At 67.6% G+C, this 12,750-nt stretch carries 10 protein-coding genes and 1 pseudogene; 2 read left to right on the forward strand and 9 right to left on the reverse strand.

The features are described 5' to 3' along the window. Window positions 1–24: 24 nt before the first annotated feature. The 6 genes from ACFTZB_RS34745 to ACFTZB_RS34770 form a co-directional block, all read right to left on the reverse strand. On the reverse strand, window positions 25–1,695 hold the full coding sequence (locus ACFTZB_RS34745) for an ABC transporter ATP-binding protein (protein ID WP_378438741.1): 1,671 nt from the start codon (window positions 1,693–1,695) through the stop codon (window positions 25–27). Further along, complete coding sequence (locus tag ACFTZB_RS34750) at window positions 1,692–2,651, reverse strand: ABC transporter permease (RefSeq protein WP_378438744.1); 960 nt, start codon at window positions 2,649–2,651, stop codon at window positions 1,692–1,694. Before ACFTZB_RS34750 ends, ACFTZB_RS34745 begins: the two co-directional genes overlap by 4 nt. Continuing rightward, window positions 2,648–3,598, reverse strand: coding sequence for an ABC transporter permease (locus ACFTZB_RS34755; protein ID WP_378438746.1), 951 nt, complete (start codon window positions 3,596–3,598; stop codon window positions 2,648–2,650). Before ACFTZB_RS34755 ends, ACFTZB_RS34750 begins: the two co-directional genes overlap by 4 nt. Before the next feature lie 75 nt (window positions 3,599–3,673). Continuing rightward, a complete protein-coding gene (locus ACFTZB_RS34760; protein ID WP_378438748.1) occupies window positions 3,674–5,302 on the reverse strand; it encodes an ABC transporter substrate-binding protein in 1,629 nt (542 codons plus the stop codon). A gap of 154 nt (window positions 5,303–5,456) precedes the next feature. Then, the gene (locus tag ACFTZB_RS34765) at window positions 5,457–6,602 is read right to left on the reverse strand and encodes an acyl-CoA dehydrogenase family protein (protein WP_378438750.1); all 1,146 of its coding nucleotides are present in this window, start codon (window positions 6,600–6,602) and stop codon (window positions 5,457–5,459) included. Further along, window positions 6,599–7,711 carry a rhodanese-like domain-containing protein gene (locus tag ACFTZB_RS34770; protein WP_378438752.1) on the reverse strand — a complete coding sequence of 371 codons (1,113 nt, stop codon included), beginning with the start codon at window positions 7,709–7,711 and terminating at the stop codon, window positions 6,599–6,601. Before ACFTZB_RS34770 ends, ACFTZB_RS34765 begins: the two co-directional genes overlap by 4 nt. A gap of 391 nt (window positions 7,712–8,102) precedes the next feature. On the opposite strand from ACFTZB_RS34770, the gene ACFTZB_RS34775 reads away from it, so the two are divergent. Both ACFTZB_RS34775 and ACFTZB_RS34780 read left to right on the forward strand, forming a co-directional pair. Further along, window positions 8,103–9,476: an NtaA/DmoA family FMN-dependent monooxygenase gene (locus ACFTZB_RS34775; RefSeq protein ID WP_378438754.1), complete on the forward strand. Its 1,374-nt coding sequence runs from the start codon at window positions 8,103–8,105 to the stop codon at window positions 9,474–9,476. After that, window positions 9,473–10,759: an acyl-CoA dehydrogenase gene (locus tag ACFTZB_RS34780; protein ID WP_378438756.1), complete on the forward strand. Its 1,287-nt coding sequence runs from the start codon at window positions 9,473–9,475 to the stop codon at window positions 10,757–10,759. Before ACFTZB_RS34775 ends, ACFTZB_RS34780 begins: the two co-directional genes overlap by 4 nt. Before the next feature lie 47 nt (window positions 10,760–10,806). On the opposite strand, the gene ACFTZB_RS34785 is transcribed toward ACFTZB_RS34780, so the two are convergent. From ACFTZB_RS34785 to ACFTZB_RS34795, 3 genes and pseudogenes are all read right to left on the reverse strand, one after another. After that, window positions 10,807–10,941 carry a hypothetical protein gene (locus ACFTZB_RS34785; RefSeq protein ID WP_378438758.1) on the reverse strand — a complete coding sequence of 45 codons (135 nt, stop codon included), beginning with the start codon at window positions 10,939–10,941 and terminating at the stop codon, window positions 10,807–10,809. A gap of 73 nt (window positions 10,942–11,014) precedes the next feature. Next, a complete protein-coding gene (locus tag ACFTZB_RS34790; RefSeq protein WP_378438760.1) occupies window positions 11,015–12,298 on the reverse strand; it encodes an NtaA/DmoA family FMN-dependent monooxygenase in 1,284 nt (427 codons plus the stop codon). Between the two features lie 31 nt (window positions 12,299–12,329). After that, window positions 12,330–12,750: pseudogene (locus ACFTZB_RS34795) on the reverse strand (FMNH2-dependent monooxygenase); the annotation flags it as partial.

The following is a 12,750-nucleotide window of genomic DNA, read 5'->3' on the forward strand; positions in this document are numbered from 1 at the left end:
GTGCGGCAACCCTGGCTGCCGCACTCACGCACGGATGCGGAGTGCCTCGGCGCCCGGCACGGAGTCGACGAGCCGGCGTGTGTACTCGTCCGTGGGTGCATCGAGAACCTGTGCCGTCGGCCCGGATTCGACGACGTTCCCGCGACGCATCACCGTCACCGTGTCCGCGATCAGCCGCACGACTCCGAGGTCGTGCGTGATGAACAGATAGGTCAGCGAGTACGCGGCCTGCAGGTCCACGAGCAGTTGCAGGATCTCCGCCTGTACCGACACGTCGAGCGCGGACACCGCCTCGTCCAGGATGACGATCTCCGGATTCAGGGACAGAGCGCGAGCGATCGCGACACGCTGCGCCTGCCCGCCGGAGAGCTCCCCGGCCCGGCGGGAGGCGTACTTGCGGTCCAGCCGCACGCCGTCGAGAAGTTCCTCGGCGATCGCGTGCCGCTGCCGGCGGTCGATGTCCTTGCGATGCACACGCAGCGGCGCGGTGATCAGGTCGGCGACCGAGAGCCGGGGATTCAGAGAGGAATACGGGTTCTGGTACACGAACTGCAGGCGCTTGCTCAGCTGCCGGCGGCTCCAGGTGTCGCCCTGCCCGAGGAGGGTGACCTCGCCCTCGTCGGGAGTACGCAGGCCGGCGACGATCCGGGCGATCGTGGACTTGCCGGCACCGGACTCGCCGACGAGTGAATGCGTGGTTCCGGTCGCGACGCGGAACGAGACGTCGTCGGCCGCGACCACCGGTTCCGCGCTGCTGTGCGCCGCGTGGAACGTTTTCGACACACCCTTCACCTCGATCGCGTACTCGGCGGAGGTGCGTTCGGCGGACGAGTGCGGAGTGAGCGTGCCGACCCGAATCGGCCGCGGCTCCAGGGTTCCGACATGCAGACCGGGAGCGGCGTCGAGGAGCCGCCGCGTGTACGGATCGCTCGCGTGGTGCAGGAGGGTGTCGCTGCGGCCCTCCTCGACGACGACGCCGCTGCGCATCACCACGACGCGGTCGGCGCGTTCGAGCGCGACCCCGAGGTCGTGGGTGACGAGCAGGATGCCGATGCCCAGTTCGGTGCGGAGCCGGTCGAGGTGGTCGAGGATCTGTTTCTGCACCGTCACGTCCAGCGCGCTGGTCGGTTCGTCGGCGATGAGGAGCTCCGGCTCGCCGGACAGGGCGATCGCGATGAGCACCCGTTGCTTCATGCCGCCGGACAGTTCGTGCGGGTACTTCGCGTAGATGCGGGACGGATCCGGAAGGCCCGCCAGTTCCAGGAACTTCAGTGTCTGTGACTTCAGGTTGTGCCGCTGCGCCGAGGTCGTGAACGGAAGGAGGTGGCTCTTTCCGAGGCGGTTGCGCAGTGCGTCTTCCAGTTGCTTGCCGATCGGTTTGACCGGGTTGAGCGAAACGCCGGGATCCTGCGGGACGAAGCCGACATAGCTGCCCCGCAGGCGGGCGAACTTGTTCTGGCTCCATCCGGCGACGTCTTTGCCGCCGAGCTGGATTCGCCCGCTCACCCGGCTGGTGCTTGGCAACAGGCCGATCGATGACCGGATGAGGGTGGACTTGCCGGAACCGGACTCGCCGACGATGGCGACCAGTTCACCGGCCTGCACGTCGAGGCTGATCCCGGAGACCGCCTTGGTCGCGCTCCGGCCCCGGCCGGTGTACCAGATCTCGACGTCCTCGAAAGACAACAGGGTCATCGGATTCCTCCGTCGTGTTGCAGTTCGCGACTGATGCGGTTGCTCGACAAGACCACCGCCAGGATGACAAAGCCGGGGAGCAGAGCGATCCAGGGAGCGACTGCGAGGAGGTCACGGCCCTCGGAGACCAGCAGGCCCCATTCCGGTTCCGGTGGCGGAGCACCGAACCCGAGGAAGCCGAGCGCCGCAATCGCCAGGATCGAGGCACCGAACTGCAGTGGAACGAGGGAGACGACCGAACTGAGCGAGTTCGGCAGCACGTGGTGGGTGAGAATGGTGAGTCGCGGGGTGCCGATGCTCGCGGCGGCCTCGATGTAGTCGGCCTGGACGACACGCAGCACCTCGGCGCGCATCACCCGGGCAAAGTTGGCGACAGCGGAGACGCCGACCGCGATCGCCACGTTGATGGTGCCGTAACCGAGGGCGGAGACCACGACCATGGTGAGCAGTAGTCCGGGCACCGACAGGAGTACGTCGACGACACGCATGATGACCAGTTCGACCGCGCCGCGCACGAATCCGGCGATCGCGCCCAGGACGGTCCCGATGACGAAGGCGATGGCAACGGCGAGGAGTGTCGCGCTGAGCGTGATCACCGCGCCGTGCACGGTCCGTGAGTAGATGTCACGGCCCAGACGGTCGGTGCCGAAGAGGTGTTCGGCGCTGGGGCCGACCAGGATCGCGGTGGAGTCCGGGAGGTACGGGTCCTTCCCGGCGAACAGTCCGGGCACGAAGCACCAGGCGACGGCCAGGGCGACGATCAGGATCGCCAGAACGAGACCCGGGCGGGACACGATCGAGGGAAGCGCCCCGAATCGTCGCCGCGGAGGTGCGTCCGGTGTGTCGACCGGTGGCGGGAGGAGCGGTGGTGTCGCGGCGAGTTCCGGGACGGTAGCCGGGACCGGGTCGGCCACCGGTGGCTCGGCCACGAGCGTGCGGTCGCTGTCGATCGTCATGAAAGCATTCCTTCGCGGGCGGCTTTGAGTCGAGGGTCGATCAGGGGATAGGCGACGTCGACGACGAAGTTGACCGTGACGAACGCGAGGGCGACGAACATGACGACGCCCTGGACGACGGGCACGTCTTGCGCACGGACCGCCTGCTCGGTGAGTCGTCCGATCCCGTTGCGGGAGAAAATCGTCTCGGTGATGACGGCACCGGCGAGCAGTTCGCCGACGATGATGCCGCCCTGGGTGAGGGCGGGCAGGCTGGCGTTGCGCAGGACGTCGCCGCTGATCACGGTCGCCTTGCGCAGGCCCTTGCTGAACGACGTCAGCACATAGGGCGAGCCGTATTCGGTGGTGAAATTGCGCAACAGCAGTTGGGCGATGGGGCCGGCGACGGGGATCGCCAGCGCGAAGGCGGGGAGCACGAGCCCGTGCAGGCCGTCGCGGCTGATCGGAGGGAACCAGCCGAGCTGGAACGAGAAGACCCGGATGATGATGAGACCCAGCAGGAAGCTCGGGAACGACACCAGCAGAGGCGGCAGCCCGGCGATGACGTTCCGCAGCCACGGGGACTCGATGTAGGTGGCGACCCAGGCGACTGCCAGCGCGATGAACGCCGCGAGCACCAGCGCGGCCACGGCCAGCACGACGGTCTTCGGGAGGGCCTCGGCGATCGCTGTCACCACCGGTTTGCCGTTCTGGACGGAGGACCCGAAGTCGAGATGCAGTGCGGCCCAGAGTCGGGCGAGGTACTGGAAGAATACCGGGCGGTCGAAGCCGTACTGCTGCTCGATCTGCGCGTAGGCCTCGGGCGAGATGTCGTTGCGCTCTTCGGGGTTGAAGAGCAGTTCGACCGGGCTGGCGGGCAGCGTGTACAGCAGGATGAAGGAGGCGGTGAACGCGCCCCACACCACCACCAGGCTTCGCCCCAGCTTCAGGAGGACGTAGCGTGCCATGGAAATCCTTTGCGAGTGTGTGTCTGCCCGGCGTCCCGAGCCGGTCCGTCGGGGGACCGACCCGGGACGGGTCGATCAGCTCTGGTCGATCCAGGTGCGGAGGAAGTGCAGCCGGCTGGTGGCGTCGAGGTCGATGTCGTGGACACCCTTCGACGCGGCCACCTGGGACGGCTCGAACACCGGGTCGTACAGGACGTACTCGTCGAGGACGAGTTCCTGCGCCTGTTCGGTCAGCGCGCCCCGCTGCGTCGGGTCCAGCGTGGACTCGAGTGCTTCGAGAGTGTCGGCGATCTTCTGCCGGTCGGGGAAGTCCGCGGGGATGCGGGCGGAGTTGCCCCGGTCGGGGTTGAAGTTGACGTTCAGGATCGCGGGATCGTTGCGGCTACGGTTGGTGTTGATCAGGTGGTATTCCTTGTTGACCTGGTCGGTCGGGATGTTGCTCGCGTCGAACTGGAAGTCGAGGTCGACGCCGATCTCCTGGAGCGACGCCTGGATCGATTCGTACGTGTAGCGGCTGTTCGGCACCAGATAGTGCCCGGTCGCCTTGAGTGTCAGCTTCTTTCCGTCCTTCTCCCGTATGCCGTCGGCCCCGACCTTCCAGCCGGCCTCGTCGAGCAGCCGCTTGGACTCCTCGAGGTCGAACTTCAACACCCCGTCGGTGTAGTCGGTCGATCCTTGGACGTGGGCGGCGAGTACGGACTTCGCCTGCCCCTCGGACGGAGCGAGAACGGTGTCCTTGAACCCGGCGCGGTTGGTGGCACGCACGATCGCGCGACGGACGTTGATGTCGTTGGTGGGCTCGAGACTCGTGTTGATGTTCCAGCCGAGGTTGAGCCCGGCGATCGTCCGGGAGGTGATATCGAAGCCCTGCGCCTCGAGGACCGTCTCGTCGGTGGGCAGGATGTCGAACGCAGCCTGTACCTCTCCGGACTGCAGTGCGCCCGTGCGCACGCTCGCTTCGGGGATCGTCACGAACTCGACCTTGTCGAGGTAGGCCGGGCCCTCGTGGTTCAGTCCGGGAGCGCCCCAGTTGTAGTCCGCGCGCTTGGTGAGCACCGTGCGCTCCTTGGGCGCGTATTCGGTCACGACGAACGGACCGGTGCCGACGATGTTCGTCGGGTCGAGCCGCTGCTCGGCGTTCGACGAGAGGGTCTTCTGGCCGATGATGCCGGGCTGGTTGTTGCCGGAGTACGAGATGAACTGGAGGAAGCTGGCCGAGGGGGACTTGAAGACGATCTTGACGACGTTGTCGCTGACGACCTCGCTGCCCTGGTAGGACTTCAGGTGGGTGGCGCCGTTGGGCTTGATGCCGAGCGCCGGATCTCCGAAGACGTACTGGTCGAAGTTCTTCTTCACGATGTCGGCGTTGAACGGGGTGCCGTCGCTGAAGGTGACGCCCTCACGCAGCGTGAACGTGAATTCGGTATTGGTGTCGTCGACCTCCCAGGCGGTGGCCAGCCAGGGACCGATTTCGCCGGTCTCCGGATCCTGCCAGGTCAGTTTGTCGAAGACACTGTTGCCGTAGTTGCTGGCCGCGAAGGACGTGTTCAGGTGTGGGTCGAGCGACTCGGGGGAGCTGAGAAGCGCGATCCGCAGGGTGCCGCCGGTCTGCGGATAGCCGCTTCCGGTGCCGCCCGCGGCGTCGACAGTGCTGCTGCATCCGGTCAGAGCGAGGACACCGGTCAGTGCGAGAACGCCGAACACGCCTCGGAATCGTCGTCGGCGCTCGCGCACCGGCCGTGGGGCGTGAACTGTTGTTTCCATGCGCAGGAATATGTGGTCAAAGTTCCTGGCGGGCACGATATTAAAGCGCAGTGAATCTAACGGCAATCGCCTGCGGGGACTCCTGTGTGCCCTGTCACGCCACAGGTTCTCGGTGGTGTGCCGCTGCCGCGATGTGTGCGAGCTGGGCTGTCCGCGAGTGTTCGTTCTGGCTCTGGATCTGAAGGAACTGCGCGGAACGGGCGTGCAGCGCAGCGGTATCGGTGTCGAGAATCCCCGAGCCCGCCCGTGAGACGGTCAGTGCCCGGGCGATCTCGTGCAGCGAACGGAGCACCTCGACCTTCAGCGTGAGCCGGTTCTCGAAGTACTGCGGGCCTTTCGGATCCGATGTCGCCCGATCGGTCAGGGAGTAGGCCAGTGCCCGATAGCGGGTGAACTGCGGTGCCCATGCCTGCGCCACCGCGACGGCCGCTTCGGTGCCGGAGGCGTCCAATTCGTCGAGGATCGCGCGCGCGACCCCGAACACCTGCGGCCTGACGTCGCTGACGATGTTCTGATCACGGTGATTCCATTCGGATCTCGGGGTGCGTGTGACGATGTTCGACTCGGCGACGAAGGCTCCCTCGAAAGTGACTCGCCACGTGCGGCTTCCGTTGGCGGCTACGAGACCCAGCGGCTCGGCACGCAACCGCTCGTCGTCGGCCGGGATCAGCGCGAGCAGCTGGGTCTCGGTCGTGGGGTCGATCGCGGCGACGGACAGCAGGGTGTTGAGCCCCCAGCCGCTCACCCAGGACACCGTGCCGGTGATCGTCCATCCGCCGTCGACCGGGGTGGCGCGGACATATCGGGTGGGGTAGTGCCGGGCGTCGCTGATCGCGGTCCCGGTGAGGATCTCCCCGCGTAGCACCCGCTCACCGAGTTCGCCGATCCGTTCGCCGCTGTCGGCCAGAGCGGTGAAGTGGACGATCAACCCCGTGTGCTGTGCCCAGGCGAGCCACGTGTTGAAGTCGCCGTAGGCGAGGTGCTCGTGGACCCGGCGTTCGGCGGCCTTGTCCAACTCGGCGCCACCGAACCGGGCCGGGGCCAGATGGTTGAGCAGCCCGAGCCGCCGCAGTTCCTCGACGGTGTCGGCGGTGACGCCCTCGCGGTCGGTCTGCAGAGCCCGGGGTGCGAGCGTGTTGTACGCGAAGTCCCGAACCTGCGACACCAGTGGGTGCTCGTCGGCGGCGTCGACCCGGTCGGCGCTGCCCGCGTCGATCGACACGTCCAGGGTGGAGGTCATCGGGCGACGCCCGACTCGAAATCGTGGAGCAGCAGCGCGATCTCGAATCCGCGGCGCTGGAGCCAGTGCGAGACGACCGCGGCGCGGGCACCGGTGAGGTCGTCGATCAAGACCACGCGCGCGCCGCGCACGGCGATGGTGCGGTAGGAGACCCCGAGCAGCTGCCCGCCCTCGGACGTGATCGATCCGGGTAGGTGCCCCTGCTCGAACTCCTCCGGCGTGCGAACGTCGAGAAGGTAGGTGGTGCGGTCGGGGTCGACAGCCCACGCCTGCGCGGTCTCGACGTCGATGCGGGGGAACGTGTCGTTGGCGGTGATGGTCTCCACACGCTGCGCGGCTGCCTCCCGCGCGGCGCGGTCGACCGGTGCGTAGACGGCGGTCGCGCCGGTTTCCAGCTCGAGGTTCTCCTCCTTCCACGCCCGGGTGCCGTCGTGCAGGTAGGAAACCTTGTTCGGGACACCGGAGTCGATGAGCGTCTGGGCGCCGATGATCGCGCGGGGCAGGCCCGCGCAGGAGACGACGACGTGGGTATCGGGGGAGGGCACGACGTCCGCGAACCGCAGCAGCAACTCTGCGCCGGGCACGCCGACCGCGCCGGGAACGTGGCCGGCGGTGAACTCGGGCAGGGTGCGGGTGTCGATGACGACGACGTCGGCGCCCTGATCCTTGAGGGACTGGAGTTCGGCGGCGGACACCGAGGGGGTGTCGCGTTCGTCGCGGATTCCCAGGGAGAAGTCTTTGCCGGGGACGTCGAAGGTCGGCAGGTCGTCGGTGCCGTTCCGGGTCCACTCGGGGATGCCGCCTGCGAGGACGTGTACCTCGCTGCGCCCGGTCTCGGCGAGGCGCTCGGCGAGGCGCTGCGCCACGCCGTCACCGCCGTCGACGAGGACGGTCCGTACGACCGCGCGTGGCACGTACCGGTCGATCTCGGCCTCGAGGCGGTCCGCGGGAATGTTGGTGGCGAACAGTGGCGACGCGTAGCCGACCTCGTCGCTCGGTCGGATGTCGAGGACGGCGAGTTCCGCATCGTCGGCCAGCCAGACGCGGAGGGTGTCGACGTCGATGGTCTTCTCGACGGTGGAGGCCTTGTCGATCGATGAAGTGCTCACGGAGTGTTGCCCACCTTCGCTGGGTAGCGGTTGGAATGATTCGCGGCGCGGCGGCCGATGGCCACACCGTAGCCCCGGGTATCGGGCGCCGACGGTCGTGGAGACGATGCCCGAACCGTGCGCCCGCCCGTGACCCGCACCGATGCGCCGAGTTCGGAAATGAAATCACGCTGGTTCCAGTGTTGTCATCGGCGGGACGCGTGCCGCGAATGTCCGGCGAGAAACTCACTGTCCCATCAGTGTTCGGTATTTCAACCACCGCGATCGTATTCGTTGACGGGACCGGCGGTGAGTCGGTGAGATGGGAGGGGCGCTGTGCCCAGCGGAAAGTGCTGCGGCGGAGTCCTATTGATGCTGCGCCCTTCCACATCCACCGAACGGAGCATTCGACATGAGCACCGGAACCGACACGCCGGCACGGCGACCACAGCGGAGGCTGACGCTCGCGGCGTCCATCGTCGGTGCCGGTGCGTCGAAGAAGGCATGGAACTGGCCCGGCACCACGTGGAACCGTTTCGCGGACTGGGAGCACTATCGGCGGTCCGCCGAGATCGCGCGATCGGGAACCCTCGACGCCGTGTTCGTGTCGGATCATCCGGCGCTGCAACGCACCGCCGACAACGGGCCGAGCCACCTGTTCGACCCGATCGTGCTGTTCTCGGCGATCGCGGGTGCGATCCCGGACATCGGCTTCGTGCTGACGGCGTCGACGAGCTACAACTCGCCGTACAACCTCGCCCGCCGACTCGCGAGTCTCGACTCCATCGCGGGTGGACGGGTGATCTTCAACGCCGTCGCCAACTTCAACCCCGACATCGCCGCGAACTTCTCGGCGGACGAACTGCTCGACCGGGAGGACCGCTACCGCAAGGCCGACGAGTTCCTCCGGGTCGTCAAGGAACTGTGGCTGTCCTGGGACACCCCGGAGGGACCGGAGCCCACGGGTCCGCTGTGGGACGAGACGACGGCGCGAACGATCGACCATCACGGCGAGTTCTTCGACGTGCGTGGCCCCCTCAACGTCCCGGTCGGTCCGCAGGGGCACCCGGTGATCTCGCAGGCAGGCGCCTCCGCGCAGGGTATCGACTTCGCAGGCAAGCACGCCGAGATCGTGTACGCGGCGCTGCTGGGGAAGCGGGCGGCACTCGACTACGCGACCACACTCGACGCTGCCGCCCGCAGGCACGGCAGGCCCGCCGACAGCATCCGGCTCTTTCCCGGCGTCAACGTGTACCTCGGCGACACCCGAGAGGAGGCGCTGCGTCGGCACGAGGTGTTCAGCGGCGCCGGCAGCGAGGACGATCTGATCGCTCGCTTCCTCGAGCAGCAACGCGTACTGAACCCGGCGTTTCCCCGGTCCGTCGACGTCGACCGACCGCTGAAGGCGGAATGGTTCGAGCCGCAAGAGGACCAGACCCGCCCTGTCGGTTTCAGCAGGGCGGTCCAGGATCTGGTGCGCACCGAGGAACCCACCACCCGGCAGATCATCCGACAGGTCGGTGGCGCAGGGGGCCATCGACTCGTCATCGGGACCCCCAAGGAGGTCGCCGACGCGCTGATCGACTGGTGGGCGGCCGGGGCCGTGTCCGGCTACAACGTCCACTTCCCGCTGCTGCACGACGATCTGGAGCGCTTCGTGCAGCAGGTGGTCCCGATCCTCCAGGCCGAGAGCGTGTTCCCCACCGAATACGATTCGCCGACCATCCGTGGCCGCTTCGGCCTTCCCGACCCGCGCACCGCCCTTTCCACCCAGGAGAACCGATGACCACCGATCTTGCCGTCGAACCCGTGAGCGCGAGTGCCCGCCCCACCGACGAGGAACTGCTCGCCAAGTACCGCCCCGTGTTCGCACGGATCGCCGACGGGGCCCTCGAGCGGGAAACGAGTGGCCGACTCGCCCTCGAGCAGGCCGGGTGGCTCCGTGAGGTGGGGTTCCCCGCTGTGCGGGTGCCGCGGGAGTTCGGCGGCGACGGTGCCAGCCTGCGACAGCTCTACCTGCTCGTCATCGAGCTCGCGGCCGCGGAATCGAATCTCCCGCACGCACTTCGGGTGCACTCCCGGTTCGTGGAGGACCGCTGGCGCGAGCGTCACACCCCGCGCGGGCAGGAGTGGCTGCGCCGCATCGGTGAGGGCATTGTGTTCGGCACCGCGGTCAGCGAACGGGAGGGCACGTTCCACAAGCCCGCGACGACGCTGCGCGAGGTGGACGGCCGCCTCGTGGTGAACGGCACCAAGTACTACAGCACCGGCGCCCTCTACGGGGACTACCTCACCGTCGCGGTGCTCGACGAGGCAGGCGACCGGCACACCGCCGTCGTCAAAGCGGACGACCCGGGCGTCGAGCGGATCGACGACTGGGCCGGGTTCGGGCAGCGGGCCAGCGCCAGCGGCACCACCGTCTTCACCGACGCCGAGGTGGAGGGTGTCGGTTTCCTGTTCCCGCCACCGGGCGGCACCGCCGGGCATCTCGCGCACTTCCAGCTGACGCACCTGGCGACGATCGCCGGCATCGTCCGCCGGGCGACGGACGAGATCGCCGACTTCGTCCGCCGCAGGCACCGCACCTACCCGCAGGCGAAAGCCCCTGTTGCCGCGAAGGACCCGCTGATCCAGCAGGTCGTGGGCCGCGCCGACGCCGCCGCCTTCGCGATCCGCGCCACCGTCCTCGATGCCGCCGCGTCACTCGACGCCGCGGCCGATGCCCGGTACGCGCTGACCATCACCCCGGAAGCGGAACGCACCCCGAATGGGGAGGAGGAGGCTGTGGCGCTGGAATTGAAGGCGGAGCTGGACGCGTACCGGGCGCAGTCCGTCGTTCTCGGGCTCGGGTTGAAGACGACGACGGAGATCTTCGAGGTGGGCGGTGCGTCCGCGCTGGACCGCAAGTATCAGTTCGACCGGCACTGGCGCAACGTGCGAACCCTCGCCTCTCACAACCCTCTGATCTACCGCGAGCAGCAGCTCGGCGACTATGTCCTCAACGGCACCCCGCCGGCATTCCTGTCACCCGAGGGTGCGTCGGTGATCGGTACGCCGCCCGCGAGCTGATCTCGGGTCTCGGACCAGCTACGCCGGTGCGGGTCGGGTTGGGCGCACTATGGCAGTGCGGGTTCCGGACCGGCGGCGGCCTGTGCCGCTGCGCTGATTGCGTCGGCGGATTCGCGTTCGCGGTCGCGGAGGTATTCGCGCAGGGAATTCAGGAATGCGCCGATCCATGCAGTGATGATCACCGCGTAGATCGCCCGTGATACGACTGCGGGGCGGTAGTGGTGACGCCATAGGCCACAGCGTCGTGCCGTAGATCTACGCCTGGGTGGCTGCGGAAACCCGGTCGTGCGGCACCGGCAGGCCGAGGTTGTCGCGCAACGTGGTTCCGGTGTATTCGGTGCGCAGCGCGCCCCGGTCCTGTAGCAACGGCACCACGTGATCGACGAACTCGTCGAGACCGGAAGGCACGAGGTGCGAGCCGATGATGAATCCGTCGGAGCCGTCGTTCTGCACGAACGCATCGATCTTCTCTGCGACCTGCGCGGCGGTGCCGACGATCGGGCCACGTTCGAACTGGTCGATGACGGTCTCCCGCAAGGTGAGCTTCTTCTCCTCGGACACCGCTCGTAACCTCGCGACGGTCTCGAACCGGTCCTGATAGGTGAATGCGCGGCCCTGGATGATCGGTGGCGCGTCGGGATCCGGTTCGATGCCCGGGACGGGTCCGTCGGGGTCGAACGCGGAGAGATCGCGGTTCCAGATCTGCTCGAGCAGGATCAGCGCGGTCTGACCGATGACCTGCTCGTTGCGGACCTCGTGGTATTTCTCCCATACCTCGGCCTCGGTGTCGCCGAGGACGAAGCTTGCCGAGGGGAGGATCTTGATGTCGTCGACGTTCCGCCCGAACGAGACGGCACGGGCTTTGATGTCGCGGTAGAACTCGGCGGCCTGGGGCAGCTTCCCGTAGGGCGAGAAGATCGCGTCGGCGTTGCCTGCCGCAAAATCGCGCCCCTGCGGTGACACGCCGGCCTGCAGGAGGACCGGTCGGCCCTGGGGACTGCGCGGCACTGTGAACCGGCCGCGGATGTCGAAGTGACTGCCATGATAGTCGAAGGTTCCGGCGTCCGGACGGCGCAGGAAGCGGCCGTCTTCCTTGTCCGCCAGAACGTCGTCACCGCGCCACGAATCCCACAGCTGCCGCACCACTTCGACGGTCTCCTCGGCGCGCTCGTAGCGTTGCGAGTGGTCCAGGAACCCACCGCGGCGGAAGTTCTGCCCCGTGAACGGGTCGAACGACGTCACCACGTTCCACGCCGCTCGACCACCCGACAGCTGATCGAGCGACGCGAACTGCCGCGCGAGTTCATACGGCTCGTTGAACGTGGCGTTGATGGTTCCGGCCAGTCCGAGGTGATCGGTGACGGCGGTGAGGGACGCGAGCACTGTGAAAGTGTCGGGGCGGCCGATGATGTCCTGGTCGAAGATCTGCCCGGCGCGCTCGCGCAGGGCGAGACCCTCGGCGAGGAAGAAGAAGTGTGTGGTGGTTGACGCCGCCGAGGTAGGCGCCGAGGATGACCTGCTTCTTGGATGTGTGCTCATCGTGTACGTGTCCTTGTCTGAAGGCAGTGGCTCAGGCGGCGGGGAAGCCGGTGGCATAGCGGTTCGGGACGTCGGTGGGCAGGCCCAGCAGCCCACGCAGGGAGGTGTCCGGATACGCGGTGCGGAACAGGCCGCGTTGCTGCAGGATCGGCACCAGCCGGGACGACACGGCCTCCAGATCGTCGACGGCGACTCCCGGTCGCAACCGGAAGCCGTCGAATCCCAGCTGCTGCCATGCCGCGAGCCGGTCCGCGAGCTCGTCCGCGGAGCCGGTGAACACGGTGGCAGCGGAGGCGAATTCGATCCCGGGGAGGTCGTCCAGTCGACGCAGCCGGGCTGCGCCGGATTCGCGGTCGTCGTCGAGGAACACCACCAGGTCGGCGGAGACCAGGAGCGACTCACCGGTGCGACCGGCCCGTTCGGATGCCGTGGCCACATCCGCGAGAACCGAC

The organism is Rhodococcus sp. NPDC057014, from assembly GCF_042673295.1.
Lineage (GTDB): Bacteria > Actinomycetota > Actinomycetes > Mycobacteriales > Mycobacteriaceae > Rhodococcus_F.

Bases quoted from the DNA above. Each gene is read 5' to 3' on its own strand.
- ACFTZB_RS34780 (WP_378438756.1), top strand. From the start codon at position 9,473: ATGACCACCGATCTTGCCGTCGAACCCGTGAGCGCGAGTGCCCGCCCC.
- ACFTZB_RS34745 (WP_378438741.1), bottom strand. From the start codon at position 1,695: ATGACCCTGTTGTCTTTCGAGGACGTCGAGATCTGGTACACCGGCCGG.
- ACFTZB_RS34750 (WP_378438744.1), bottom strand. From the start codon at position 2,651: ATGACGATCGACAGCGACCGCACGCTCGTGGCCGAGCCACCGGTGGCC.
- ACFTZB_RS34765 (WP_378438750.1), bottom strand. From the start codon at position 6,602: ATGACCTCCACCCTGGACGTGTCGATCGACGCGGGCAGCGCCGACCGG.
- ACFTZB_RS34755 (WP_378438746.1), bottom strand. From the start codon at position 3,598: ATGGCACGCTACGTCCTCCTGAAGCTGGGGCGAAGCCTGGTGGTGGTG.
- ACFTZB_RS34790 (WP_378438760.1), bottom strand. From the start codon at position 12,298: ATGAGCACACATCCAAGAAGCAGGTCATCCTCGGCGCCTACCTCGGCG.
- ACFTZB_RS34775 (WP_378438754.1), top strand. From the start codon at position 8,103: ATGAGCACCGGAACCGACACGCCGGCACGGCGACCACAGCGGAGGCTG.